24 protein-coding genes and 3 tRNA genes are annotated in these 25,463 nt (G+C 64.5%); 18 read left to right on the top strand and 9 right to left on the bottom strand.

From position 1 onward, the window contains the following. The first annotated feature begins 10 nt into the window (after positions 1–10). From gnd to ASF79_RS14790, 9 genes are all read left to right on the top strand, one after another. Entirely contained in the window at positions 11–901 is an 891-nt protein-coding gene (gnd, locus tag ASF79_RS14830; RefSeq protein WP_055782920.1) for a phosphogluconate dehydrogenase (NAD(+)-dependent, decarboxylating), read from the top strand. A gap of 131 nt (positions 902–1,032) precedes the next feature. Next, complete coding sequence (gene recF / locus ASF79_RS14825) at positions 1,033–2,280, top strand: DNA replication/repair protein RecF (RefSeq protein WP_055856325.1); 1,248 nt, start codon at positions 1,033–1,035, stop codon at positions 2,278–2,280. Next, the gene (locus ASF79_RS14820; protein WP_055856321.1) at positions 2,277–2,813 is read left to right on the top strand and encodes a DUF721 domain-containing protein; all 537 of its coding nucleotides are present in this window, start codon (positions 2,277–2,279) and stop codon (positions 2,811–2,813) included. The genes recF and ASF79_RS14820 overlap by 4 nt, the downstream gene beginning before the upstream one ends. 136 nt (positions 2,814–2,949) lie before the next feature. After that, the gene (gyrB, locus tag ASF79_RS14815; protein WP_055782926.1) at positions 2,950–4,923 is read left to right on the top strand and encodes a DNA topoisomerase (ATP-hydrolyzing) subunit B; all 1,974 of its coding nucleotides are present in this window, start codon (positions 2,950–2,952) and stop codon (positions 4,921–4,923) included. Positions 4,924–4,962: 39 nt separating this feature from the next. Then, entirely contained in the window at positions 4,963–7,551 is a 2,589-nt protein-coding gene (gene gyrA / locus ASF79_RS14810) for a DNA gyrase subunit A (RefSeq protein WP_055856319.1), read from the top strand. Further along, entirely contained in the window at positions 7,544–7,951 is a 408-nt protein-coding gene (locus ASF79_RS14805) for a DUF3566 domain-containing protein (RefSeq protein ID WP_055782932.1), read from the top strand. Before gyrA ends, ASF79_RS14805 begins: the two co-directional genes overlap by 8 nt. A 76-nt stretch (positions 7,952–8,027) precedes the next feature. Beyond that, a tRNA-Ile gene (locus ASF79_RS14800) sits at positions 8,028–8,101 on the top strand. 30 nt (positions 8,102–8,131) lie between these two features. Next, a tRNA-Ala gene (locus ASF79_RS14795) sits at positions 8,132–8,204 on the top strand. Positions 8,205–8,433: 229 nt separating this feature from the next. Beyond that, the gene (locus ASF79_RS14790) at positions 8,434–8,892 is read left to right on the top strand and encodes a hypothetical protein (RefSeq protein WP_156366285.1); all 459 of its coding nucleotides are present in this window, start codon (positions 8,434–8,436) and stop codon (positions 8,890–8,892) included. 104 nt (positions 8,893–8,996) lie between these two features. Here the strand turns inward: ASF79_RS14790 and ASF79_RS14785 are convergent, their stop codons facing one another. Further along, positions 8,997–9,506, bottom strand: a complete 510-nt coding sequence (locus tag ASF79_RS14785; RefSeq protein WP_055782939.1) for a hypothetical protein — start codon at positions 9,504–9,506, stop codon at positions 8,997–8,999. A 144-nt stretch (positions 9,507–9,650) separates the two neighbouring features. Here ASF79_RS14785 and ASF79_RS14780 point away from each other — a divergent pair, with 144 nt between their 5' ends. After that, complete coding sequence (locus ASF79_RS14780) at positions 9,651–10,190, top strand: peptidylprolyl isomerase (protein ID WP_055782942.1); 540 nt, start codon at positions 9,651–9,653, stop codon at positions 10,188–10,190. Positions 10,191–10,346: 156 nt separating this feature from the next. Beyond that, positions 10,347–11,066 carry a rhomboid family intramembrane serine protease gene (locus ASF79_RS14775; RefSeq protein ID WP_326942880.1) on the top strand — a complete coding sequence of 240 codons (720 nt, stop codon included), beginning with the start codon at positions 10,347–10,349 and terminating at the stop codon, positions 11,064–11,066. 111 nt (positions 11,067–11,177) lie between these two features. On the opposite strand, the gene ASF79_RS14770 is transcribed toward ASF79_RS14775, so the two are convergent. Further along, the gene (locus ASF79_RS14770; protein ID WP_044440925.1) at positions 11,178–11,435 is read right to left on the bottom strand and encodes a cell division protein CrgA; all 258 of its coding nucleotides are present in this window, start codon (positions 11,433–11,435) and stop codon (positions 11,178–11,180) included. Positions 11,436–11,516: 81 nt separating this feature from the next. Between ASF79_RS14770 and ASF79_RS14765 the strand changes: the two genes are divergently transcribed. The 3 genes from ASF79_RS14765 to ASF79_RS14760 are packed head-to-tail and all read left to right on the top strand — an operon-like array spanning position 11,517 to position 13,361. Beyond that, positions 11,517–12,563 carry a class E sortase gene (locus ASF79_RS14765; protein WP_082495951.1) on the top strand — a complete coding sequence of 349 codons (1,047 nt, stop codon included), beginning with the start codon at positions 11,517–11,519 and terminating at the stop codon, positions 12,561–12,563. A gap of 1 nt (position 12,564) precedes the next feature. Then, positions 12,565–12,726, top strand: coding sequence for a hypothetical protein (locus ASF79_RS17570; protein WP_181035804.1), 162 nt, complete (start codon positions 12,565–12,567; stop codon positions 12,724–12,726). Next, entirely contained in the window at positions 12,723–13,361 is a 639-nt protein-coding gene (locus ASF79_RS14760) for an anthranilate synthase component II (RefSeq protein ID WP_055856311.1), read from the top strand. The genes ASF79_RS17570 and ASF79_RS14760 overlap by 4 nt, the downstream gene beginning before the upstream one ends. A 34-nt stretch (positions 13,362–13,395) precedes the next feature. Here ASF79_RS14760 and pknB read toward each other — a convergent pair whose 3' ends face one another. The 7 genes from pknB to ASF79_RS14725 all read right to left on the bottom strand — a co-directional run bounded on the left by pknB (position 13,396) and on the right by ASF79_RS14725 (position 22,516). Continuing rightward, positions 13,396–15,102, bottom strand: coding sequence for a Stk1 family PASTA domain-containing Ser/Thr kinase (gene pknB, locus ASF79_RS14755; RefSeq protein WP_156366284.1), 1,707 nt, complete (start codon positions 15,100–15,102; stop codon positions 13,396–13,398). Between the two features lie 64 nt (positions 15,103–15,166). After that, on the bottom strand, positions 15,167–16,969 hold the full coding sequence (locus ASF79_RS14750; RefSeq protein WP_082495950.1) for a protein kinase domain-containing protein: 1,803 nt from the start codon (positions 16,967–16,969) through the stop codon (positions 15,167–15,169). Beyond that, on the bottom strand, positions 16,966–18,417 hold the full coding sequence (locus ASF79_RS14745) for a peptidoglycan D,D-transpeptidase FtsI family protein (RefSeq protein WP_055856306.1): 1,452 nt from the start codon (positions 18,415–18,417) through the stop codon (positions 16,966–16,968). The genes ASF79_RS14750 and ASF79_RS14745 overlap by 4 nt, the downstream gene beginning before the upstream one ends. A 4-nt stretch (positions 18,418–18,421) precedes the next feature. Then, complete coding sequence (locus tag ASF79_RS14740; protein WP_235480676.1) at positions 18,422–19,798, bottom strand: FtsW/RodA/SpoVE family cell cycle protein; 1,377 nt, start codon at positions 19,796–19,798, stop codon at positions 18,422–18,424. Positions 19,799–19,820: 22 nt separating this feature from the next. Continuing rightward, a complete protein-coding gene (locus ASF79_RS14735) occupies positions 19,821–21,131 on the bottom strand; it encodes a PP2C family protein-serine/threonine phosphatase (protein WP_055782960.1) in 1,311 nt (436 codons plus the stop codon). 3 nt (positions 21,132–21,134) lie between these two features. Further along, the gene (locus tag ASF79_RS14730; RefSeq protein ID WP_055782965.1) at positions 21,135–21,716 is read right to left on the bottom strand and encodes an FHA domain-containing protein FhaB/FipA; all 582 of its coding nucleotides are present in this window, start codon (positions 21,714–21,716) and stop codon (positions 21,135–21,137) included. Beyond that, positions 21,713–22,516: an FhaA domain-containing protein gene (locus ASF79_RS14725; RefSeq protein WP_082495949.1), complete on the bottom strand. Its 804-nt coding sequence runs from the start codon at positions 22,514–22,516 to the stop codon at positions 21,713–21,715. The genes ASF79_RS14730 and ASF79_RS14725 overlap by 4 nt, the downstream gene beginning before the upstream one ends. Before the next feature lie 263 nt (positions 22,517–22,779). Between ASF79_RS14725 and ASF79_RS14720 the strand changes: the two genes are divergently transcribed. The 4 genes from ASF79_RS14720 to ASF79_RS14705 all read left to right on the top strand — a co-directional run bounded on the left by ASF79_RS14720 (position 22,780) and on the right by ASF79_RS14705 (position 25,458). After that, a tRNA-Leu gene (locus tag ASF79_RS14720) sits at positions 22,780–22,863 on the top strand. 108 nt (positions 22,864–22,971) lie between these two features. Beyond that, on the top strand, positions 22,972–24,036 hold the full coding sequence (locus ASF79_RS14715; protein ID WP_055856302.1) for a hypothetical protein: 1,065 nt from the start codon (positions 22,972–22,974) through the stop codon (positions 24,034–24,036). Then, positions 24,033–24,881 carry an alpha/beta fold hydrolase gene (locus ASF79_RS14710; RefSeq protein WP_235500782.1) on the top strand — a complete coding sequence of 283 codons (849 nt, stop codon included), beginning with the start codon at positions 24,033–24,035 and terminating at the stop codon, positions 24,879–24,881. Before ASF79_RS14715 ends, ASF79_RS14710 begins: the two co-directional genes overlap by 4 nt. Further along, complete coding sequence (locus tag ASF79_RS14705; RefSeq protein ID WP_055856298.1) at positions 24,874–25,458, top strand: uracil-DNA glycosylase family protein; 585 nt, start codon at positions 24,874–24,876, stop codon at positions 25,456–25,458. The genes ASF79_RS14710 and ASF79_RS14705 overlap by 8 nt, the downstream gene beginning before the upstream one ends. Positions 25,459–25,463 lie beyond the last annotated feature (5 nt).

Genomic DNA, 25,463 nt, shown 5'->3' with positions numbered 1-25,463 from the left:
AGATTCTGTAATGCACATTGGACTCGTCGGTCTCGGCAAGATGGGCAACAACATGCGTGCGCGCCTGCGCAACGCGGGTCACGAGGTGACGGGGTACGACAACAACCCCGCCGTATCCGACGTGGCCGACCTCGCGGCTCTCGCTGCGGCGCTCCCGAGCCCCCGCGTCGTCTGGGTCATGGTTCCCGCCGGAAAGATCACCGACTCGGTCATCACCGAGCTCGGAACGGTCCTCTCTGACGGCGACCTGGTCATCGACGGAGGAAACTCCCGCTTCACCGAGGACTTCAAGCACGCCGCAGAGCTCGAGCCCAAGGGCATCGGCTATGTCGACGCTGGCGTTTCGGGTGGTATCTGGGGCCTGGAGAACGGCTACGGACTGATGGTCGGTGGCACCAAGGCCAACATCGAGATGCTGATGCCGATCTTCGACGCCCTTCGTCCCGAAGGACCTCGCGAAGAGGGCTTCGTCCACGTCGGCGAGGTCGGCGCGGGTCACTACGCCAAGATGGTGCACAACGGCATCGAGTACGCCCTGATGCAGGCGTATGCCGAGGGCTACGAGCTCCTCGACACCCGCAAGGACATCATCAAAGACGTCACGGGAACCTTCAAGGCATGGCAGCGCGGAACGGTCGTGCGCTCCTGGCTTCTCGAGCTCCTCGTTCAGGCGCTGGAGCAGGACCCCGAATTCGAGAACATCGAGGGCTACGTCGAGGACTCCGGAGAGGGTCGCTGGACCATCGAAGAAGCCATCTCCAACGCGGTGCCCGTTCCCACGATCTCGGCGTCGATCTTCGCGCGCTTCGTGTCGCGTCAAGAGGACTCGCCTTCGATGAAGGCCGTCGCGGCGCTGCGCAACCAGTTCGGTGGCCACGCGGTCAAGAAGGCCGAAGACTAGAACGGCACCGCGCTGGTCGAGTAGCGAGGAACGAGCGTATCGAGGCCACGGCACCGTGGTCTCGATACGCCGGCTCCGTTGTCGCGCGACTACTCGACCAGCGCAACCAATAAGTAAGACAGGAGAGAACCGTGCTCGTTCGGCATCTCTCGCTCGTCGACTTTCGTAATTACGCCACAGCAGAAGTCGACCTCGAGCCCGGCCCGAACCTCTTCGTCGGAAGCAACGGGCAGGGCAAAACGAATCTCGTCGAGTCCCTCGGATATCTGAGCAGCTTGGGCTCGCACCGCGTCTCCGTCGATCACGCGATGATCCGTGCGGGCCAGAACGCAGCTATCGTGCGGGCTCGACTCGAACACGAGGCACGCGAGCTGCTGGTCGAGGTGCAGATCAACCGGTCGAGTGCGAACCGCGCCCAGGTCAATCGCTCTGTTATCAAGCCCCGCGAATTGCCGCGGTACTTCTCCTCGGTTCTGTTCGCGCCCGAAGATCTGGCGTTGATCCGCGGCGAGCCGTCGGGTCGGCGCCGATTTCTCGACCAGCTGCTCGTCGCGCGCACTCCTCGTCTCGCCGGCGTGCAGTCCGACTACGAGCGAGTTCTCAAGCAACGCAACACGCTGCTGAAGTCGGCCCGGGCACAGGGACTCCGGGGCGCGAATCTGTCGACGCTCGACATCTGGGACGAGCGACTCGTCGCACTCGGCAGCGAGTTGATCGCCGAGCGCGTAGCCCTCGTCGGCCGTCTGCACCCCCTCGTGGTGGACGCCTACCGCTCGATCGCCGGGGCCGACCATCGCCCGGCGCTCGGCAATCGACTCAGCGTGCTCGCCGCGCATCCGGATGCCGACGACCAGGCTGACGACGGATTCGCCGTACCCGAGGGGACTACGAAGGAGAACCTCACGCGAGAGAGCATCGCCGAGCTCTTCAGGGAGGGCCTCGTTCGTGTTCGCAGGCAGGAGCTCGATCGGGGCCTGACTCTGATCGGCCCCCATCGTGATGATCTGGTCTTCGAGCTCAATGGGCTTCCGGCCAAGGGATACGCCAGCCACGGGGAATCTTGGTCATACGCCTTGTCGCTGAAACTCTCGGCGGCTGCTCTGCTGCGCATCGAGTCGCCCACGGGAGATCCCGTCGTGATCCTCGACGATGTCTTCGCGGAGCTCGATGAGGCCCGTCGCAAGCGTCTGGCGATAGCGGTCGCCGACTATGAGCAGGTGCTCATCACGGCGGCTGTCTACGATGATGTGCCCGAGTCATTGACCCCGCACACGGTGCGCATCAGCGCGGGCACGATCGTCGACCCGAGTGTGCCGTTCCCCGAACCCGATGCGTCCCCCGACTCCTCTCCTGAGCCTGTCGACGAGGACAGGCCGTGAGCGACGAGGTCCCTTCGGCGAGCACGGTCGACGAAGGCGCCGCACCGGCTACCTCGCTCTCGTCATCTGTATACCTGCGCTTCAAAGAAGTATTCGGTGATGCGACGAGTCGACGCTACGGACCGCGCAAGCGTCGCACACGCGAGCCGGTCGTCGAGAGCGAGGCCTACGGTCGCGGTCGAGATCCGAAGGGCATCGCCGACGTGATGACGGCGATGACCAGCGAGTTGGGGTGGGCGACCCCTCTGGCCAAGTCGGATCTGCTTCTGGCGTGGAAGGAGATCGCCGGCGCCGACACCGCCGAGCACAGTTTTCCCCTCGATGTGACAGACGCGGTCCTCACGGTGCAGTGCGACTCCACGGCCTGGGCCACGCAGCTGCGACACATGCGCACGATGATCATGACCCGCATCGCACAGTCCTACCCAGACGCAGGCATCGAGAGTGTGCGCTTTCAGGCACCCCACGCACCGTCCTGGAAAAAGGGCTCCAGATCAATTCCAGGGCGTGGTCCTCGCGATACCTACGGTTGACGTGGCAAATACGGTCACCCCACCAAAATAAACCGCTCAGATCGCCATGTAGCCGTTTAACACACGCGGTCTTTGCTAGAATTAAGGGTCGCCTTCATGACTCACATAGAGGCGGCACTGAGGAGCCCATTTCTATATGTCTGAGTCAGACAAAGTGAACCCCGACAGCGAGTACGGCGCCGACCAGATTCAGGTTCTCGAAGGCCTTGAAGCGGTGCGCAAGCGTCCGGGTATGTACATCGGATCGACCGGACCCCGCGGACTGCACCACCTGGTCTACGAGATCGTCGACAACTCGGTCGACGAGTCGCTGGCAGGTTACGCCGACACGATCGCGGTCGTCATGCGGCGCGACGGCGGCATCCAGGTCACCGACAACGGTCGCGGCATCCCCGTCGACATGCACCCCGTCGAGAAGAAATCCACCGTCGAGGTCGTACTCACGATCTTGCACGCCGGTGGAAAGTTCGGCGGCGGCGGCTACGCGGTCTCCGGCGGTCTCCATGGTGTCGGCAGCTCGGTGGTCAACGCCCTCTCCAGCGAACTCGACGTCGAGGTGCGCCGACAGGGCAACGTCTATCGCCAGAGCTACCGCAACGGTGTGCCCGAGGCGCCTCTGTCGAAAGACGAGACCACCACCGAGACCGGAACGCGCATCACGTTCTGGCCGAGCGCCGAGACGTTCGAGTCGATCGAGTTCGACTACGAGACTCTGCGCGCCCGCTTCCAGCAGATGGCCTTCCTCAACAAGGGCCTCAGCATCAGCCTCACCGACGAGCGGGCGACCGCGGGCGACGACGGCGAGCCGGTAGCGGTGACCTATCTCTACGAGAAGGGTCTCCAAGATTACGTGGAGTACCTGAACCGGGCGAAGAAGAACGACCTCGTGAACGAGGAGATCATCTCGTTCGAGCAGGAGGACACCGTGCGCAAGATCGCGCTCGAGGTCGCCATGCAGTGGACTACGGGCTACACCGAGAGTGTTCACACCTACGCCAACACCATCAACACGCATGAGGGTGGCACGCACGAAGAGGGTTTCAGAGCCGCCCTCACCACACTCGTCAACAAGTACGCCCGTGAGAAGGGCATCATCAAAGAGAAAGATGACAACCTCTCCGGCGACGACGTGCGCGAGGGTCTGACGGCCGTCATCTCGATCAAGCTCGCCGAACCGCAGTTCGAGGGCCAGACCAAGACCAAGCTGGGCAACACCGAGGCCAAGGCCTTCGTTCAGCGCGTCGTCGGCGTCGAGCTCACCGACTGGTTCGATCGCAACCCCGCGCAGGCCCGCGACATCATCCGCAAGGCGATCCAGGCATCCCAGGCTCGTCTCGCGGCACGCAAGGCGCGAGAGCAGACCCGACGCAAGGGCCTGCTCGAGGGCGGCGGCATGCCTGGAAAGCTGAAGGACTGCTCGAGTCGCGACCCTGAGAAGAGCGAGATCTTCATCGTCGAGGGAGACTCCGCCGGTGGCTCCGCCATCCAGGGTCGCAACCCCGAGACCCAGGCCATCCTTCCCCTGCGCGGCAAGATCCTGAACGTCGAGAAGGCGCGTCTCGACCGGGCACTCGGCAACAACGAGGTGCAGGCCATGATCACCGCATTCGGTGCGGGAATCGGCGAGGACTTCAACCCCGACAAGGCCAGATATCACAAGATCGTTCTGATGGCCGACGCCGACGTCGACGGCCAGCACATCACTACGCTGCTGCTCACCCTCGTGTTCCGGTACATGCGTCCGCTCATCGAACTCGGATACGTCTACCTCGCCATGCCGCCGCTCTACCGCCTCAAGTGGACGAACTCGGCACACGAGTACGTCTACTCCGACGCGGAGCGCGACGCGCTGCTGGTCAATGGCCAGGCCGCTGGAAAGCGCATCCCGAAAGAGAACGGCATCCAGCGCTACAAGGGTCTGGGCGAGATGGACTACCGCGAGCTGTGGGACACCACCATGGACCCGGACACCCGCACCCTGCGCCAGATCACGCTCGACGACGCTGCTGCTGCCGACGAGATCTTCTCGACCCTGATGGGCGAAGACGTCGAATCCCGACGCAACTTCATCCAGAAGAACGCCAAAGACGTTCGCTTCCTCGATATTTGATGCGCTCTGCTCGGCGACGGGCTCTACCGCTAGGACACCATGACTGACGACACCACGGGCGACATCCCCCAGGCCCCCGATTCCTCGGGCGCCATGACCGACCGCATCGAGCAGGTCGACCTGCAGCTCGAGATGCAGCGCTCCTACCTCGACTACGCGATGAGCGTGATCGTGGGTCGGGCGCTTCCCGACGTGCGCGACGGACTCAAGCCCGTGCACCGACGCGTCATCTACGCGATGTACGACGGCGGCTACCGCCCCGACCGAGCCTTCTCCAAGTCGGCCCGCGTCGTCGGCGAGGTGATGGGGCAGTTCCACCCGCACGGTGACACCTCGATCTACGACGCGCTGGTGCGCCTCATCCAGCCGTGGAGCCTGCGCTACCCACTGGCGCTCGGTCAGGGTAACTTCGGTTCCGCCGGAAACGACGGCGCGGCGGCCCCTCGATACACCGAGACCAAGATGGCTCCGCTCGCGCTCGAGATGGTGCGCGACATCCACGAGGAGACCGTCGACTTCCAGGACAACTACGACGGGCGCACGCTCGAGCCGGTCGTCCTTCCTTCCCGATTCCCCAACCTGCTTGTCAACGGGTCGGTGGGTATCGCGGTCGGAATGGCCACCAACATCCCGCCGCACAACCTGCGCGAGGTCGCAGCGGGTGCCGTCTGGGCCCTCGAGAACCCGGATGCGACGCGCGAAGAACTGCAGGATGCGCTGATCGAGCGCATCAAGGGTCCGGATTTCCCCACGGGAGCGCAGATCCTGGGAACGAAGGGCATCCAGGATGCCTACCGCACGGGTCGCGGATCGATCACGATGCGCGCCGTCGTCAACGTCGAGGAGCTGCAGGGTCGAACCTGCCTCGTCGTCACCGAGCTGCCGTACCAGGTCAACCCCGACAACCTCGCGATCAAGATCGCCGACCTCGTGAAAGACGGCAAGGTCGGCGGCATCGCCGACATCCGCGATGAGACCTCGGGCCGCACCGGTCAGCGCCTCGTCATCGTGCTCAAGCGTGATGCTGTTGCGAAGGTCGTTCTTAACAACCTCTACAAGCACACGTCGCTGCAAGAGAACTTCGGCGCGAACATGCTCGCGATCGTCGACGGCATTCCGCGCACGCTCTCGATCGACGGATTCATCAGCGAGTGGGTCACGCACCAGATCGACGTCATCGTGCGACGCACGATGTTCCGACTGCGCGAGGCGCAGGAGCGCATGCACATCCTGCAGGGTTACCTCAAGGCGCTCGACGCGCTCGACGAGGTCATCGCGCTGATCCGCCGTTCCAACACGGTCGAGGATGCTCGTGATGGTCTGATGCAGCTCCTCGACATCGATGAGCTGCAGTCGCGCGCCATCCTCGAGATGCAGCTGCGCAGACTGGCCGCCCTCGAGCGCCAGAAGATCATGGATGAGGCCGACGCTCTTCAGCTGAAGATCGACGAATACAACTTCATCCTGTCGTCGCAGGCGCGTCAGCGCGAGATCGTCGTCGAAGAGCTCAGCGAGATCGTCGACAAGTACGGAGACGACCGCCGCACGGAGATCGTATTCGGGTTCGACGGCGACATGAACATGGAAGACCTCATCCCCGAAGAGGAGATGGTGGTGACGGTCACGCGCGGCGGCTACATCAAGCGCACGCGCAGCGACAACTACCGCAGCCAGCACCGCGGAGGCAAGGGAGTCAAGGGCGCGCAGCTGCGCGCAGACGACGTGGTGGAGCACTTCTTCGTCACGACCACCCACCACTGGCTGCTCTTCTTCACCAACCGGGGTCGGGTCTACCGCGCCAAGGCATACGAGCTGCAGGAGGCCGGCCGCGATGCGAAGGGTCAGCACGTCGCCAACCTGCTCGCCATGGCACCGGACGAGCAGATCGCACAGGTCCTCGACATCCGTGACTACGAGGCTGCCAAGTACCTCGTGCTCGCGACGCGAGGCGGTCTTCTCAAGAAGACGGCACTCGACGAGTACGACACCAACCGCTCGGGCGGAATCATCGCGATCAACCTGCGCGAGGGCGACGAGCTCGTCTCGGCTCTACTCGTCGAAGAAGATTCCGATGTGCTGCTCGTGTCGAAGAAGGGCATGTCGATCCGCTTCACCGCGTCGAACGACTCCCTTCGCCCGATGGGACGCAGCACCGCGGGTGTCATCGGCATGAAGTTCCGGAGCGACGATTATCTGCTCGCCGCGTCGGTGGTCTCTGAAGAGGGCTACGTCTTCGTGGTGACCGAGGGCGGGTTCGCCAAGCGCACCCACGTGGAGCAGTATCGCGTCCAGGGTCGCGGAGGTCTCGGCATCAAGGTGGCGAAACTCCAGGAAGCTCGGGGCGATCTGGCGGGTTCGCTGATCGTCGAAGAGGACGACGAGGTGCTTGTGGTTCTTGCCAGTGGCAAGGTGGTACGCTCTGCCGTGGCCGAAGTACCCGCCAAGGGTCGTGACACCATGGGTGTCGTGTTCGCCCGTTTCGCAGACGAAGACAGAATCATCGCTCTCGCAAAGAACACTGAACGAAACCTCGACGCCGAAGCGGCGTCGGATAGTGTGCCAGAGAGCGCCGCCGCCGCACAGGGCGAATCAGAGCCCGACGGAAAGGAAGAATCGACGAATGAGTAATGTCGCCGAGAAACTCGCGAAGAAGTCGTCGCGCCCCGCAGCCACCAAGCAGGTGCGGCTCAAGCTGGTCTACGTCGACTTCTGGTCGATCCTCAAGCTGTCGTTCCTCTTCGCGGTGATTCTCGGAATCATCACGATCGTCGTGTCCTTCCTGGTGTGGTCGCTGCTCAACCAGACCGGCGTCTTCGACCAGATCAACGGCCTCCTCAAAGACATCGCGGGTCAAGACAACTTCGATCTCTTCGACTTCGCTTCGCTGTCGCAGGTCATGGGCTTCGCTGTCATCGTGGCGATCCTGAACGTGATCGTCGTCACGGCTCTCGGCGCGATCAGTGCGGTTCTGTACAACCTCGCAACGAAGATCACGGGCGGAATTCTGCTCGGTTTCACCAACAAGTAAGACGGATTCTCCCCATCCGGGTTCGCTCGGTTTGGGGAAACGGGTGCAGGTGGGATAACCTACTATCTGCCCATCCGGGGGTATAGCTCAGGCGGTTAGAGCGCTTCGCTGATAACGAAGAGGTCCGTGGTTCAAGTCCACGTACCCCCACGAGATGCTTTGAAAGAAGCTTTCTCAACCGGGGCCTTAGCTCAATTGGCAGAGCACCTGCTTTGCAAGCAGGGGGTTAGGAGTTCGATTCTCCTAGGCTCCACCGCAGTGAAGATCACTCAGTGACTTTCACTCGCAGTGAACAAAACAGCAGTCCATAAAACTGGTGGATCGAAATGGCCTTGAGGCGAAAGTCCGATCGGAAGCGAAAGCGCCCGTCGGCTTCGTCCGAGGCCATTTCCGTTTCAGAAGAGGCCGTTCAACGGGCCGTCGATGAAGGTCTCCTCATCGCCCGCTTCGCCGTCGTCATGGATGTGAAGAATCACATCATCGTGAGTGCACTCCGCCACGACGAGCCCTTCGATGCCGACGCCACCGCGCGCGAGGTGAAGCAGTCGCTGGTGCGTCTCGCGGCCGAGCAGTCCGACTATGCGGACCGCGTCACCGACGTGCTGCGAGAGCGTGCGGCACGGGCGCGAGGCAGCGTGCGGCACGAGCACGACTACCATCCCGAAGACCTGGGCAGCCTCGACCTGCGTCACGCCGTGTACTCGCGCGTAGCGGCCCGACTGAGAGTTCTGGCAGACAAGGCCGACTACGTCGCAGAGATCGTCGAGACGGCCAGACAGGCCGCCTGGGGTGACCTGGGCGGGGCCGTCGAGATGCGCCTCGACACGCTTCCGACGTCGCCGGTCAAGGACGCCGACTACACGCGCAACCGAGCCCGTCGCATCCGCACGCTGATCGACGTCGATTTCGCGGCTCTCAAGAAGCAGATGGACGACATCTAGGCGACGACCAGTTTCGGCGATCGACTCGATCGATATCAGCACGAACGACAAGAGCGGCACCCCGCGTGGGGATGCCGCTCTTGTCGTTCGTGCTGGTGTGCTTGCTAGCCGGCGGGCGTCTCGGAGACGGCCTCGTCATCAGCGATCCAGAGCTCGTCGTCTGCACGGAGCGTCTGCCACAGTGCGTATCCGACGCCAGCCGCGGCGACCACGCCGAAGACGATCGCGACGATGCCGCCGACGGGAGCCTTCTTGGGCTGGGTCTTGGCGATCGCTCGCTTGACGGTCGGGTTGTTGGCCACGTGAAGCACCGTGGCTGCCGATCCGAGTGCTGTTCCGACCGAGGGCAGGACATCGTGAGCGAAACGGCTGCGCACTTCCTGCGCCGCGAGCTTCGCGCCCGCGACATTGCGGCCGATGACCGGTCCGATCGAGTCGACCGCTCCGCGGACGCGGGGTACGACTTCTTCTCGGGTCAGATCGGACGCGTGACCGGCGGCGACGCGGGCGATCTGGTTTGCGCGATCAAGGATCTCTTGCTGGTCGAGCCAAAGCTCTTCAGCACTGCCCTTCAACTTCTTGAGCGCCTTGCGACGCTTGCGAGTAAGACTCATTGAAAACCTCCATCAGCGGAACGAGCGCGGTTCCCCCCAATCTTGCCACGCACATCGCTCGCCGCGCACGGCTTGCCCTGGCGATCACCCGCACATACCCTGTGCCTCGTCTGGATGTCTGAGGGTGTATGGGAGAATCAATTCATGCCTGCACACACCCACGTAGCTACGTTCACCACCAACCACGGCGCAATCAAGGTCAATCTCTTCGGCAACCACGCACCGAAGACCGTCGCCAACTTCGTCGGCCTCGCCACGGGCGAAATCGAGTGGACCCATCCTCAGACCGGCAAGGTCTCCAAAGACAAGCTCTACGACGGCACCATCTTCCACCGCATCATCCCCGGATTCATGATCCAGGGCGGCGACCCCATCGGACAGGGCACCGGCGGCCCGGGCTACGCGTTCGACGATGAGATCAGCCCCGAGCTCAACTTCACGCAGCCTTACGTTCTGGCCATGGCCAACGCCGGTCAGCGCGGGGGCCACGGCACCAACGGCTCGCAGTTCTTCATCACCACGGGTCCGACCACCTGGCTGCAGGCCAAGCACTCGATCTTCGGCGAGGTCGCCGACGACGAGTCGAAGCGCATCGTCGAAAAGATCGGTGCAGTCGCCACCGACGCCGGCGACCGCCCCCTCGACAGCGTCGTCGTCGAGAGCGTCACCGTAGAAGCCGTCTGAGCTTCTTTCACGAGATAGAGGCGAACGCGGGTGTCACAGGCTCCGGTGGATGCCGATAACTTCTGTTATCGGCATCCCGGCCGACAGAGTTTCATTCTCTGTCAGCGATGCGGCAAGACCGTGTGCCCTGAATGCCAGGTTCAGGCGGCAGTCGGGGTGCACTGCGTCGACTGCGCGCGGCAGAATCGGCCCGCCCGCCCGAAGCCCCGCTTCGTCACGGCTTTCCGCAGCACGTCGACGCAGCCTGTCGTCACCTACTCGCTGATCGGCGTCACCGCGTTCTTCTTCATTCTGCAGAGCGTGCCGGGCATCGGTCAGTCGGTCACACAGGCTCTGCAGTACGCGGGTGCCTACACGCAGCCGGGCCTTGGCGCTCCACTCGAGCCCTGGCGCATGATCACCTCGATCTTCATGCACGGCGGTGTCCTGCATCTGCTCTTCAACATGTACGCGTTGTTCATCTTCGGGCAGATGCTCGAGCACACCCTGGGTCGCGCGCGTTACCTCACGCTCTATCTTCTGGCCGGTCTGGGTGGCTCGGTCGCGGTCGACCTGATCGCCTCACCGTTCCAGGGCGTCGTCGGCGCGTCAGGCGCGATCTTCGGACTCATGGGCGCGTTCTTCGTCATCCAGCGCCACTTCGGCGGCAACAACGTTCAGCTGCTCGTGCTGGTCGGAATCAACCTGGTGATCGGCTTCATTCCCGGCTTCGGCATCGCCTGGCAGGCGCACCTCGGGGGCCTCGCAGTGGGTGCGCTGGTGGGATTGATCTTCACCAAGACCCGAAACGTGCGTCAGAAGAACACGCAGATACTTCTGCTGGTCGCGACCGGCGTGGGGCTCGTCGCCCTCACCGTCGCGAAGGCCTTGGTCTAACCGACTCTCCACAGAAGTGCAGATTAGTTATTAACAGGGTTATCCACAGCTGGGGATAATTACACGGGTGTAATTCGTAGTTATCCACAGGTTGTGTGGCGTACTAGGTGGTCAGCGCCACCGTGTCGTCATCAGGAAGCCGATGAAGGCGATTCCGAATCCGATGAGGATGTTGCCGCCGCCGAGATCGGCGATCGGGAACTTGGCCTGGCTCACGTAGAACGTGATGATCCAGGCGAGACCGACGAGCATGAAGCCGAACATGACCGGCTTGAACCACACGGGGTTCGGCTTCGTCGACTCATCACCGCTTCGGGTAGCAGTCTTTGCGACTTCGGAACGGGGTGAACGGGTCTTCTCGCGGGCCATAGGCACGATTCTAGCCCGGAATGCTTGGGAACGGCTTGGCTCTCAGGGCAAAGGGCCGCATCGACGGCTTACAATGCAACAATGACCGAATACCAGCCGGGGGATATTCAGCCAGGTTCTGATGCCACGCCGTTGTCACGTCGTGAGGCGCGCAAGGCCGAGGCAGAAGCACTGAAGAGCTCGACATCGTCGACAGAGCAGCCCGACACGACGCCGCAGCCCGACACGGCTGCCACTCGTTCAGATCTGGATGCCCTCTCGGTGTCCGAGCCGCCTGTGGGAGGCGACGAGCCCCTCGTCGCTGCCGGCGAAGCCGCATCCGCTCGGCCGACGAAGCGGCGAACGTCGAAGAAGACCCCGCGACCGCCGGTGAAGCGCAGTCTTGCCACGAAGGTCGTGGGAGTGTTCGGCGAGCTGCTGATCACAGCAGGGGTCTTCGTGCTCCTGTTCCTCGGATGGCAGCTGTGGTGGAACAGCATCGTGCTCACCAACGAGCAGGCATCAGACGCGACTTCTCTGGCCGACGACTGGAAGCTCCCCGTCGTGACCGGAACGACTCCGACGCCGACTCCGACCTCGACCGGGGCCGCTGCAGCACCGGTGAACTACGGAGAACCCGCCGTGATGGGTGCGCCCTCGGCCGGCAGCGACTTCGCGATCCTCTACGTGCCACGCTTCGGCGCCGACTTCAAGCGCACGATCGCAGAGGGCGTCGATCCGCACACGGTGCTGAACAAGGGCGGCGCTGGTCACTACGACGACACGCAGATGCCGGGTGAGGTCGGCAACTTCGCCGTCGCTGCTCACCGCGACGGCTGGGGCAGCGCGTTCATCAAGATCAACGAGCTGCAGATCGGCGACCCCATCTACGTCGAGACGCAAGACGGCTGGTACACCTACCGCTACCGCGACACGGAGTACGTGACCCCGTACGGAATCGGCGTCATCGATCCCGTTCCGCAGGTCGAGGGAGCCACCCCGGTCGATCGTCTGATCACCCTCACGAGCTGCAACCCGCTGTACATCGCGTCGGAGCGCATCATCGCTTACGGGGCGTTCGAGTCGTGGCAGCCGCGATCGGCCGGACCACCGACCGAGATCGCATCCGTCGTCGGATCGGGGAACTGATATGTACGCCGCTCTCTGGAGAGTCCTGCCCGGCCCGATCTGGCTGCGCATCCTCCTCGTTCTGATTCTCGCCGCCGCGGTGGTCTATGCCCTCGCCGCCTGGGTCTTCCCCTGGATCGACGTGATGATCACCCCGACACAGGAAGTCACCGTCGACCAATGACGCGCGTTCTCGTGATCGACAACTACGACAGCTTCGTCTACACCCTGAACGGCTATCTGCTGCAGTTGGGGGCCGAGACCGACGTAGTGCGCAACGACGACTTCGCGGCCGCAGACGCCTCGGCACGGATAGCGGACTACGACGCGGTGCTCGTGTCGCCCGGGCCGGGCACTCCGCACGACGCGGGCGTGTCGATCCCCGTGGTGCACGCCGCCCTTGCCTCGAGCACACCTCTCCTGGGCGTGTGTCTCGGACATCAGGCCATCGGCGAGGCCCTCGGCGCCACGGTGACGTACGCCGACGAGTTGATGCACGGCAAGACGAGCCTCATCGAGCACGATGGCAGCGCCTTCTATGCGGGAGTGCCCGATCCGTTCACGGCCACGCGATACCACTCGTTGGCTGTCGTCGACGGCACGGTTCCCGACGAGCTTCTCGTGACCAGCCGCACCAAGGGCGGCGTCATCATGGGACTCCGCCACAAGGAGGCGCCGGTGTTCGGCGTGCAGTTCCACCCGGAATCGGTTCTCACCGAGGGCGGTTACCGAATGCTCGGCAACTGGCTCGGTGCGGCAGGTCTCGAGAGCGCGCCTTTTGCGGCTCAGAGCCTCAGCCCGCTCATGCGCACGAACTAGAGGCGCATCGGCTAGACCCGAGAGATGCTGGGCCCTAAGCGCCCGTGCAGTACCGGATGGCGATGGTCGACTTCTGGGCCGCGTCTCCGGCCGCGATCGACTGACTCGACACGGGATTGCCGGGAACCGTCTTGCAGCCCGGGTCACCGTCGACGGTGACCTGAAGCGCCAGACCCTGAAGAGTGGAACTCGCTACCTCGAGCGCCTGTCCGGTGACGTCGGGGACACTGACGAGACCGGACGAGATCACCAGATTGACCGAGTCCCCGACGAAACTGGCCGTACCGGCTGCGGGAGTAGTGCGGATGACCGCGTCGGTGGGAGCCGTGGCGTGGTTTTCTTTCGTCGTCGTGCCGACGGTAAGTCCCAGAGCAGTGAGGGCCTGAGTCGCCTCCGCGTCGGGCTTGCCCGAGACATCCGGAATGGATACCGTCTGCTTGCCCAGAGACACATACACGTCGATCACCAGATCGGAGCCCTCGTTCAGCACCGTGCCCGGCTCGGGGTCGGTGCGAATGACGCGCCCCTCAGGAATCTCTGCATCGAAGATGTCTTGTCGTGCTGTTACCAGGCCCATCTGCTGCAACGTGCTGTCGGCAGCGTCGTAGGTCTGGCCGGCGACATTCGGAACCGTGATCGAGTTGTCGGGAACGATCGTGGTGGGCTGGAGCGTGAAGATCCAGAAGACGATCGCGATGATGATGACTGCGACGCTGGCGATGCCCGCCCAGATCCAGACGACCGGGGGCCTGGACTGCGTGCGGACGGCGTAGTCGTCGTCTCCGGCCAGTTGCGTCAGAGCCGAGTCCGAGGTGGCGGTGAGGCTGGGGGGCGCGCCGAAGAGCGACGACTGGAAGTCCTCGACGGGAGGACGCTTCGACGGGATCTTGCCGGCGCCGGCGACCTGGAGGTCGGTGCGGAACTCGGCGGACGACTGGAACCGCGAGAAGCGGTCTTTGGTGAGCGCGTGGAGCACGACCCGATCGATGGCGGGCGAGATGTTGGGGTTGATCGAAGACGGAACCGGAGGCGTCTCGCTGACGTGCTGGTACGCGACGGCAACGGGAGTGTCGCCGCGGAAGGGTGCCTGGCCCGTGAGCAGCTCGAACAGAACGACGCCGGTGGAGTACAGATCTGTTCGTGCATCGACGGACTCGCCGCGTGCCTGCTCGGGCGAGAAGTACTGGGCGGTGCCCAGGATCGCGGTCGTCTGCGCGACGGTGGCCGAGGAGTCGGAGATCGCGCGGGCGATTCCGAAGTCCATGACCTTCACCTGGCCCGAGGTGGTGAGCATGATGTTGCCGGGCTTTATGTCGCGGTGAACGACACCTGCGCGGTGGGAGTACTCGAGGGCTGTGAGGATCCCTTCGGTGATACGGATCGCCTCGGCCGGCGCGACAGGTCCCTCTTTGATGATGTCTTTGAGGAGGCGGCCTTCGACGTACTCCATGACGATAAAGGGAACGACCCCTTCGAACCCGCCCGGTTCGCGCACCTTCTCTTCGCCCGCGTCGAACACGCGCACGATGGTGGGGTGCGCCATGCGGGAGGCGGCCTGCGCCTCCTGCTTGAACCGAGTGCGAAAGACGGGATCGCTCGCCAGCGACGAACGCAGGAGCTTGATCGCGACCTGTCGCCCGAGGCGCTCGTCTCGTCCCGAGTAGACATTGGCCATACCCCCACGGCCGATGACTTCTCCGATTCGATACCGCCCGGCAAGCAGGCGATGTTCATCGGTCACAGTGATAACTCCATGGTTGGTGGGGCGGGGGGTTCTCAGTCTAGGTGTACAGGCTGGTCGTTAATCAGTTGACTGTTCCTGGGCCATTTCCATTGCCGGTCGGCGCCGTCGTCGAGGGCGACTGCGCGGTGAGACTGAGCGCCGGAGAAGCAGGCGACACGATTCCCGAGCAGGTGACGGTGTAGGCGACCGTGACAGGACCGGCGGCCGTCGCCTGAAGCGTGGCCTGCGTGCCGATGCCCGGCTCGGTGAGAACGGTGGCGTTGGTGGCCACGATCGAGTAGGCGTCGAGACTCGTTCCCGAGGGGCAGCTGTAGGCACTCCACGAGACGGTGAACGAGCCGGTTCCGGCGGGAACCTGGTTGGCCGGGAGCGGCGCCGGAGCATCCACACTGCCGAGCTTCGGCGCCGTGGTGGGCGCGTTCACCGTGGGCAGCGGGCCGTAGACCGTGAGCTCGATCTTGGTGCCCCGCTGAACGTTGCCGACCGGGTTGACCTTATAGACCGTGCCCACCTGCTCCGCCGAGGTCGCCGCGTTGCCTGTGACGCTCGACGCGCTCAGCTCGAAGTTGAGTGCATTGAGCACGGCCGCCGCCTCGTCGAACGACTTGCCGACGAGCTCACTCTCGGGAATAGCGACCGTGGTGGCGGTCGGTGTCGGAGTGGGCGTGCTGGGTTTCGGCGTCGGGGTGTCTTTTGTGGGAGGGGCCGACGAGCTCGTCGTCACCGGGACATCGTTCGAGCCGTTCTGGCCGATGACCAGTGCGGTGACGATTCCGCCGAGAACGAGAACGAGGATGGCGATGAGAACGATGAGCGGCCACGTCCAGGGGCTGCGCTTCTTCTTGTTCTTGTCGTCGCCGTCGCCGGTGCCCTCCGCATCGATGGGGGGCAGACCATCGCCGGCACCGGCCGCACCGATGACGGTGGTGGCTTGAGTCGCTCCGTAGGCGACCGTGTTCGCCGTGGGCATCAGGCTGGTGGCCTGAGTCTGAGGAGCGGGACGACCGCCGAGAACAGCAGGAACGGCAGCGGCAGCAGCCGCGATATCGCCCCGGCGCAGCGCCGTCGCAGCGCGCGCGAGGTTGGCCGTCGATGACGGGCGGTCGTCGGGCTTTTTGGCGATGCACGAGAGAACCAGGTTGCGTACCGGCTCTGCAACGGTGATCGGCAGATCGGGCGGCGTCTCGTTGATCTGCGCCATGGCGATGGCGACCTGCGATTCGCCCGTGAACGGGCGCTTGCCGGCGAGGCATTCGTAGGCCACGATGCCGAGCGAGTAGACGTCGGTGGTCGGCGATGCCGACTGACCCGAGGCCTGCTCGGGCGACAGGTACTGCACGGTTCCCATGACCTGGCCGGTCGCGGTGAGGGGAACCTGGTCGGCGATGCGCGCGATGCCGAAGTCGGTGATCTTGACGCGACCATCGGGCGTGATGAGCAGGTTGCCCGGCTTGATGTCGCGGTGAACGAGGCCCGCGGCGTGCGCGGCCTGCAGTGCAGAGGCGGTCTGCGCGACGATGTCGAGCACCCGGTCTGTCGAGAGAACGTGTTCGCGCTCGAGCACGGTGGAGAGCGCTTCGCCCGGAACGAGTTCCATGACGAGGTAGGCGCTGCCCTCCTCTTCTCCGTAGTCGAAGACGTTGGCGATGCCCTCGTGGTTCACCAGAGCAGCGTGGCGCGCCTCGGCGCGGAACCGCTCGAGGAAGCCGGGATCTCCGAGGTATTCGTCCTTGAGGATCTTGATCGCGACGGTCCGACCGATGACCAGGTCGGTGGCCTGCCAGACCTCGCCCATGCCCCCGATCGCAATGCGACTGGAGAGTTCGTAGCGCCCCCCGAAGGTGAGCCCTGTTGTGGGTCTCATTTACTCAGCACCGCCTCAAGTACTTGTTTTGCTATCGGCGCGGCGATGGAATTCCCCGAGCCGGATTGGTTCTCGCCTCCGCCGTCTTCCACCACTACCGCGATGGCTACCCGAGGGTTGTCTGCGGGGGCGAAACCGGTGAACCAGAGAGTGTACGGATCGTCTTCGCCGTTCTCTGCCGTGCCTGTCTTACCGGCCACGCTGACCCCATCTATTCTTGCATTAGTCGCCGCGCCATTCTGGACTGCAGAGACCATGAACTGCGAAAGTGTCGAAGATGTTGTAGAGGTGATCGGGTCGGCGAAGACCTTCGGTTCGAACTGCTGCAACACCGTCAGATCGGGCGCGGTGATGGAGTCGACCAGGTTCGGTTTCATGATGGTTCCTTTGTTGGCGACTGCCGCCGAGAACATGGCGACCTGAAGCGGCGTGACCCGGTCTTCGTCTTGGCCAAAAGACGCCAGAGCGAGCTTGTCGTCGGCCAACGGTGAACGGATCGTGCTGGGCTGCACGGCCATGGGGATGTCGAGATCTTTGGTGAAACCGAAGGCCTTCGCCATGTCGACCAGAGTGGTGTCGCCCATCTGCACGCCGAACTCGGCCATGGGGATGTTGCACGAGAGCACGAAGGCGGTCTCGAGCGAAACGGAATCGCCGCCTCCACAGGTTCCGCCGCCGGCGTTCGACACGGTGTTGTTCGAGCCGGGCAGGGGGAAGCGTGCGAGGTTCGGCTGCGTGTCGGTCGCGGAGATTCCGCTCTGCAGCGCTGCCGACGAGGTCACGATCTTGAACGTCGATCCCGGCGGGTACAGGTTTCCGTCGATCGAACGGTTGATGAGGGGATCTCCGGACTCGTTGAGCAGCGAATCGTAGGTGTCGATCACGTTCTGGCTGTCGTGCACCGCGAGGGAGTTCGGGTCGAACGTGGGCTTCGAGACCATGGCGAGGATGCGCCCGGTCGATGGCTCGATGGCGACCACCGATCCTCTGAGGTCGCCCAGCGCATCCCACGCCGCCTGCTGCACGACGGGATCGATCGTGAGTTCGACCGAGGCGCCCTTGGGCTTCTGCCCTGTGATGATGCTGTTGATGCGCGCGAGGAACTGCGAATCGGCCGTGCCCGACAGGAAGTCGCCCAGCGAGTTCTCGATGCCCGTGGAACCCTGACCCAGCGTGTAGTAGCCGGTCACCTGGCTGTAGAGCGGGCCGTTCGGATACGTGCGCTGGAACTTGTAGTCGTCATCCGACGGAACAGACATCGCGATCGGCTGGCCGTCGACCAGGATCGGGCCGCGCTCGGCATCGTAGCTGGCATACAAGGCACGCGTGTTGCGACTGTCGGCGGCGAGGGTGTCGGTCTGAAAGAACTGGATGCTCGTGGTCGCCACGAACAGGGCGCCGAACATCAGGAGAACGACGATCGCGACACGTTTGAGTTCTTTGCTCATCGGACTAGATCACCAGCCTTGGCTGGTTGCGAACTGTGTCCGACAGCCGCAGAAGGAGCGCGACGATGATCCAGTTGGCCATCAGCGACGAACCGCCGGAGGCGAGGAACGGCGTCGTGAGGCCGGTGAGGGGGATGACCCGGGTGACGCCGCCGATGACGACGAAGCACTGCAGGGCGATGACGAAAGACAGCCCGACGCCGAGCAGACGACCGAAGTCGTCGTGGCCCGCGAAGCTGATGCGCAGGCCGCGCGCGATGAGCAGCAGGTAGAGGCAGAGGATGGCGAACAGGCCGGCGAGACCGAGTTCTTCGCCGATCGCCGAGATGATGAAGTCGCTCTGCGAGAGGGGGGTGATGTCGGGGCGACCCCTGCCGAGGCCCGTGCCGATGAGTCCGCCGTTGGCCAGGCCGAAGATGCCCTGCACGAGTTGAAAACTGCCGCCCTGGTCGTCGTAGTTCTTCTGGCTGAAGGGATCGAGCCAGGCGCTGAAGCGGTCGTTGACATAGGTGAGGGTCTGGCTCGCCACGACGGCGCCGGCGAGGAAGAGGCCACCACCCAGGAGAATCCAGCTCGTGCGGCCGGTCGCGACGTAGAGCATGACCACGAAGAGGCCGAAGTAGAGCAGCGCGGTTCCGAGGTCGCGCTGGAAGACGATGACCGACATCGAGAGCGCCCAGATGACGATGATCGGACCGAGATCGCGTGCGCGGGGAAAGCGCACGCCGAGCACCTTGCGGCCCACGAGCGACAGTGTGTCGCGGCGTTGCACGAGGAATCCGGCGAAGAAGATGGCCAGCAAGATCTTGGCGATCTCGCCCGGCTGGAACGAGAACGGACCGATGTGGATCCACACCCGGGCACCGAAGATCTCCTGCCCGATGCCCGGCAGCATCGGTAGGAGCAGCAGCACGAATGCCGCGAACATGAAGACGTAGGTATAACGCTGCAGCACGCGATGGTTTCGGATGATGACGACCACGGCGATAGCGCAGATCAGCGCGATGGCACTCCACACGACCTGGCGGATGGCGGTCGAATCCCAGCCTGTATCGCCGTTGATCAGATCGACGTGATAGATCACGGCGATGCCGATGCCGTTGAGGATCGCGGCGACGGGAAGGATGAACGGGTCGGCGTTCGGAGCGACGTAGCGCAGCGCGATGTGCATGCCGAGAACGAGAACAGACAGGCTCGCGCCGAGCGTGATGACCGTCGAATCGACGGTTCCGATCGCGCCGAGCTGCACGAGCGCGACGGCGAAGGCGTTGATTCCGCACGCGACGACCAGCAGGAACAACTCGAGGTTGCGGAGTTTTTGGGGCACGCGGATGCGACGGATGCCGCGCCCGGCATCCGGAACGCGCGGCGAGGCCTCGATCACGGGAGACGACCCTTTGACGTCAGCCAACGGGGGCCGCCGGGGCTTCGGGTGCTGGCGTGACCGACGGAGTGGGCGTGGGTGTCGGCGTGGGCTCCGGTTCGACCGCGGCGCCGAGGCGCTTGACGATCTCGAGCGCGGCCTTCACCGAGTCGGCACTGATCGTGTCTCGCACCTGCTCCTGCGTGTAGAAGGGAAGGTCGTCGAGCTGGATGTCGGTGGTCTGGTAGACCTCGGACAGTGCGATCGGCCCGATGCTCTGCTGCACACCGTGGAAGATCGCGACCTGCCCGTCGACATCGCCGACGTAATAGCGGGTCTGGGTCCACTTGTAGCCGGCGAAGGCGCCGGCCGCGATGGCGAGGATGATGACGAGGGCGCCGGCCAGCCAGGCTGTCTTTCGTCGCCTCGAGCGGCGCCGGTTCTCTTCGATGAGCTCGTCGAGGTAGTCCTCGGATTCGGGCTCGAAGTGGCTGGGATCAGCGGGACCGCGAGGGTGCAGGCGCAGGCCCGGCAGACGGGAGACGCGACGACCGAGCGTTCCCTCGAACGCCACCGGTTTGGATGCGGAGCCGACCGTCACCGGTTCGACGCCGTGCTCGTCGAACGACGAGCTGATGTCGACGACCACGATGGTGACGTTGTCGGGGGCGCCACCGTCGAGGGCCTGCTTGACGAGTTCGGAGACGACCTCGGCCGGCGTCATCTCGCTGGCCAGGGCCTCGGAGATGTGGTCGTTGTCGACGACACCCGTAAGGCCGTCGGAGCAGATCAGCCATCGGTCGCCGGGACGGGTGTCCATGACCTGCAGGTCGACATCCGGTGTCGAATCGACGTCGCCGAGCACCCGCATCAGAACAGAGCGGCGGGGGTGGGTCTTGGCCTCTTCGGCCGTGATGCGACCCGAGTCGACGAGGCGCTGCACGAAGGTGTGGTCGGCGGTGATCTGAGTCAGCGTGCCGTCGCGAAAGCGGTAGACGCGGGAGTCTCCGATGTGGGCGAGGGCCACGCTCTGGCCCACGCGCACGAGAGCCGAGAGGGTCGTGCCCATTCCGGTGAGTTCCGGATGCTCAAAGACGGTCTCGGCGAGGATCGCGTTGGCCGCGACGATGGCCTCCTGCAGGGCGAACTCGGCGTCGACGGCCGAGCCGTATTCGCCGTCGATCTCACGCAGCCGCGTGATGGCCAGAGCGGATGCGACATCGCCGCCCGCGTGGCCGCCCATACCGTCGGCCACCGCGAACAGAGACTGCCCGGCGAACCCGGAGTCCTGGTTGTTCGAGCGGATCTTGCCGACATGGGAGATGGCGGCGCTCGATGTGACGAGTGCCATGTGTTAGCGCCGCAACTCGAAGCTGGTCGCGCCGATCTTGATGGGCGTATTGAGGGGGACGTTCACCGGGGAGGTGACGCGCTTGCCGTCGAGGAAGGTTCCGTTCGTGGAGTCGAGGTCCTGCAGCATCCACTCCTCGTTCCACACCATGAGCCTGGCGTGGTGAGTGGAGGTGTAGTCGTCGCGGATGACGACGCTCGAGTCGGTCGAGCGACCGATGGTGAGGGGCATGGTTCCGAGAGGAATCTCGGTGCCGCTCTTCGTGCCGGCAGTGATCACCAGGCGAGACGCGTTGCCGGTCGTGGCGCGGGGGTGGGTTCCGGCAGACGAGCCCTCGAGGGGGGTGAAGGTGGGGACCTTCGACTGGGGCACGGGCGCCTGCTGACGGGGCGGGGTGTTGGTGCTCACGGCGGCGGCCGGGGCCGCAGTCGGGAAGCCGGCCGCGCCCGCGGCCTGCGCATCCGGGAGCTTCTTGACCCGGCGACCGAAGAGGTCGCTGCGCATGGCGTAGACCACGACGAAGACGAAGATCCAGAGAAGGGCGAGGAACGCGAACTGCAGGATCAGGAGGGTGAGTTCACTCAACTGTTGTCCCTCCAGAAGCCGCCCGGATCGTGGCGCGGTCGGTCGGGGCGCGGCGGCAACGGGCGCTGCTCGCGGAACGGCTCGGGAGCGCGGCTCTGGCGCTGCGTGCGCAGATCGGAGTACTGATCGACGCTGGCCGACTGCGCGAGAACGCGGAACACGATGCGTGTGCGGCCGATCTGGATGACCGACTCCGGCTCGAGCGGGGCCTTCGAGACGGCGACCCCGTTGAGCTGCGATCCGTTCGTGGAGCCGAGGTCTTTGACCTGGGCGCGTTTGCCGTCCCACAGGATCTCGACGTGTTTGCGCGAGGTCCCGGGATCGTCGATGGTGATGTCGGCATCCGACCCGCGACCGATGACGGTGCGCGACGAGGTGATGGGGTAGCGCTTGCCGGCGACGTCGAGCACGGGGGTCCAGGTGACCTCGCCGGCCGCGTTGGCCGACTCGATCTGCACCAGACCATCGGTGAGGCGTGCGTTCTGCACGAGCTCCATGGAGATTCCGCCGGCGAACTGGTAGCCCTGCTGCTTGGCGTGGGTCTGGATGAACTGGATGAGGTCGTCGTTGAGCGTGGGGCCGAGGGCCATCATGCGCTGGTAGTCGTTCGGGCCCACGATGACGCGGAACGAGTTGGGCACGAGGATGCGGTCGCGCGAGATGACGGCGGCCTTGGTGTCGAGCTCGCGGCGCAGGGCAGAGGTGATCTCGACCGGTGCCAGCCCCGAGCGGAAGGTCTTGGCGAATGCGCCGTTGACGGCACGCTCGAGACCTTTCTCGAAGTTGTCCAGCAGTCCCACGTGTCTCCCATTTCTTGCGCGCACGCCATTAGTCGGGCGGCGACGCTCAGGTAGATGTTACTTGTGTTGCGTGCAAATCCACCTAGTACGCGTTCCGTGCCGGTATTCCGGCGGATTTCGTACCTCTTAAAAGCAGCGCGCCGATGGAGTGGGCGATCCGAGTCGGAGCGGTGGTGTCCGCGAGTGCCCAGCAGCGCGTGTCGAGGCTCCATTCGCCCTCGAATTCCCCCGCACTGCCCCTTCGTGCTAATCTCTCTAAGTTCGCGCGAGTGGCGGAATTGGCAGACGCGCTGGCTTCAGGTGCCAGTGCTCGAAAGGGCGTGGGGGTTCAAGTCCCCCCTCGCGCACGTGAACGCAACAGAGAGCCGGTCAGCGAGAAATCGCTGGCCGGCTCTTTTCGTCGTGTCTCGTCGAAGATCGACCTGCGCCCTGAGGGCTGCAACTAATCTGAGCGGGTGACTCTGGATACCAGCCCGCTGACCGACAGGATCGACCACCGGGCCCTGCGCGCGTTCCGGCGCACCCTTCCCTCTGCGGTGCGGCCGAGGCTGGCGAGCGTGGTGCTGCCGTTCGTCTTTCTCGCCTTTCCTGTCGTGTTCTTGGCCATGGTGCTCAAGGGTGTGGGGTTCGATCGAGTCATCGGCGACTTCAGCTCGTCGAGCGTGATGTTCCTCGTGCCGGTCATCGCCATGCCGATCATTGCCATTGCACTTCTTGTGCGCGCCCTCAGATCGCGCAACGGTGTCCGGCAGTTCCGCATCGACGGCTTCGCTCGGGCGAACTCGTTCAGCTACGCTCCGTGGTCGAAAGGTCCTCAGCTTCCCGGCATGATCTTCAGCCGTCAGGGGCAGTCGTCTGCCTACTCGACCGACGTCGTCAGCCGTGAGGGCGAGCCACCCGTGACGATCGCGAACCACACCTTGGTCGTGGGGTCGGGCAAGAACCGAACCGTGCACCGGTGGGGCTACGTGGCGATTCGTCTGACCACGCCATTGCCCAACATCGTTCTCGACGCCCAGAAGAACAACGAGTGGGGCAGGCCCGCTCTGCCGGTCGCGCTCTCCGCGGGGCAGAGGTTGTCTCTCGAGGGAGACTTCGACCGGCACTTCGCGCTGTATTGCCCTTCAGGGTACGAAGCGGACGCGCTGTACCTCTTCACCCCCGACGTCATGGCGAAGTTCATCGACAATGCCGCCGCCTTCGATATCGAGATCGTCGACGACTATCTGTTCCTCTACGCCCAGGGAGAGTTGTCGACCCTCGATCCCGACCTGTGGAAACAGCTCCTCTCTGTGGTCGAGATCCTCTCGCAGAGGGTCCGGCAGTGGGAACGATGGCGTGACGAGCGTCTGGATGCCGAAGTCGCAGGATGGACGGGCGGCGTCGTTCCGAACTCCGCCCGACGAGAGGGCGTTGCGCCCCAGGGGCGAAGACTCGCCCGTCGGGCCGAGTGGTGGTGGGTCATCGGCGGAATTCTGGCTGTGATCGGTTTCTACAACCTCTTCAAAGACATCCTGTGACTCTGCTCGTTCGCATGGATGATCTCGACCTGCCCTTCGCGGTCTCCTGCCTGGGCGACGCCTCCGGTCCGGCCGTGATCGTCTTGCCGGGCGGCCCGTGTCGTGGCCCCGAGTACCTCGGAGACCTCGCCGGCCTGGCCGACGATCATGCCCTGGTGGTGCTGCATCCCCGGGGTGCTCCTCACAGCGGAGGACTCTCGCGAGGGTGGTGGTCGGATGCCGATGACGTCGTCGCTCTCGTCGATGCTCTCGGGCTGGCGGATGTCGACATCGTCGCGCACTCCGCCGGAACCCGGTTGGCCCTCGCGACCGCGGCGCGCTTTGGCGAGCGGGTCCGATCTCTCGCACTCGTCACGCCTCCGGCTGCCTGGCTCACCGGTGCATCGTCAGACGTCGCATCGATCGCCGTGAATCGCGCGGAGCCCGAGGTCACCGAAGCCCTTGCTGCGCTGGAGCACGGCGATGCGAGCACTGAGACGGAGTATCGCGCGTTGTTCCTGCGGCAGGCCCCGGCCGGTTACGCGCGATGGACAGACAGAGAACGTGCCCACGCGCAGCTCGGGGCGGTGAGCCTGGCGGCGGCGACCGCCTGGTTCCGCGACATTCCGAGCGACGCGCCCGAGCGCATCCAGGCCATGCACTTGCCACCGCCGACGCTCGTCGTCGGAGGAGATCAGGATCTGCTGACCGGGGTTCAGCCCGTTCGCGACTATGCGGCGGCGCTCGACGCCCGGGTGGCGTTCATCGCGGAGTGCGGTCACTATCCGTGGCTCGAACAGCCCGCTGCCTTCCGGGAGCTGCTCGACACCTGGTTGGCAGAGCGGAGCCGAGCCGCTCGTGGATGAACTCGACGTCATTCGACAGGAGATCATCGACCACCCGTCGAACGCGTGGGCGTCGGAACAGGGGTGGGCGCCCCTGTTCACCGGATCCGCGCGCGCTCGCGTGCTGGTCATCGGGCAGGCGCCGGGCCGAGTCGCGCAGGAGACGGGCCTGGCCTGGAGCGATGTGAGCGGGCGGCTGCTGCGATCGTGGCTCGGCGTGACGGATGCCACGTTCTACGACCCCGAGCAGTTCGCGCTTCTGCCCATGGACTTCTACTTTCCGGGCAAGGGGCCGAGCGGTGATCTGCCGCCGCGGCCCGAGATCGCGCCGCTGTGGCATCCGCGCATCATCGGCGCGCTCAGCGACGTGCGTCTGACCGTGCTGGTGGGCGCGTATTCGCAGCGGTACTACCTGCACGGGCAGAAGCGCCAGTCCGTGACCGAGACCGTCCGGGCGGCCGAGACGTTCCTGCCGTTTTTTCCGTTGGTTCATCCGTCGCCTCTGGCCCGCGGCTGGCGTTCCCGCAACCCGTGGTTCGAGGAGACGACGGTTCCGCTGCTCGCACAGGAGGTGCGGCAAGCGCTGGACGCCGGCTGAGGCGG

Source organism: Agreia sp. Leaf335 (assembly GCF_001423605.1).
Lineage (GTDB): Bacteria > Actinomycetota > Actinomycetes > Actinomycetales > Microbacteriaceae > Agreia.
Note: the sequence above shows the minus strand (reverse complement) of the source record. Positions and strands in the feature narration are given on the sequence as shown.

Excerpts from the sequence above, each read along its gene's own strand:
- ASF79_RS14805 (WP_055782932.1), top strand. The coding sequence starts at position 7,544 with ATGAGTAATGTCGCCGAGAAACTCGCGAAGAAGTCGTCGCGCCCCGCA.
- ASF79_RS14785 (WP_055782939.1), bottom strand. The coding sequence starts at position 9,506 with ATGAGTCTTACTCGCAAGCGTCGCAAGGCGCTCAAGAAGTTGAAGGGC.
- gyrA (WP_055856319.1), top strand. The coding sequence starts at position 4,963 with ATGACTGACGACACCACGGGCGACATCCCCCAGGCCCCCGATTCCTCG.
- ASF79_RS14770 (WP_044440925.1), bottom strand. The coding sequence starts at position 11,435 with ATGGCCCGCGAGAAGACCCGTTCACCCCGTTCCGAAGTCGCAAAGACT.
- ASF79_RS14780 (WP_055782942.1), top strand. The coding sequence starts at position 9,651 with ATGCCTGCACACACCCACGTAGCTACGTTCACCACCAACCACGGCGCA.
- ASF79_RS14760 (WP_055856311.1), top strand. The coding sequence starts at position 12,723 with ATGACGCGCGTTCTCGTGATCGACAACTACGACAGCTTCGTCTACACC.
- ASF79_RS14745 (WP_055856306.1), bottom strand. The coding sequence starts at position 18,417 with ATGAGCAAAGAACTCAAACGTGTCGCGATCGTCGTTCTCCTGATGTTC.
- ASF79_RS14765 (WP_082495951.1), top strand. The coding sequence starts at position 11,517 with ATGACCGAATACCAGCCGGGGGATATTCAGCCAGGTTCTGATGCCACG.
- ASF79_RS14750 (WP_082495950.1), bottom strand. The coding sequence starts at position 16,969 with ATGAGACCCACAACAGGGCTCACCTTCGGGGGGCGCTACGAACTCTCC.
- gyrB (WP_055782926.1), top strand. The coding sequence starts at position 2,950 with ATGTCTGAGTCAGACAAAGTGAACCCCGACAGCGAGTACGGCGCCGAC.
- gnd (WP_055782920.1), top strand. The coding sequence starts at position 11 with ATGCACATTGGACTCGTCGGTCTCGGCAAGATGGGCAACAACATGCGT.
- ASF79_RS14735 (WP_055782960.1), bottom strand. The coding sequence starts at position 21,131 with ATGGCACTCGTCACATCGAGCGCCGCCATCTCCCATGTCGGCAAGATC.
- ASF79_RS17570 (WP_181035804.1), top strand. The coding sequence starts at position 12,565 with ATGTACGCCGCTCTCTGGAGAGTCCTGCCCGGCCCGATCTGGCTGCGC.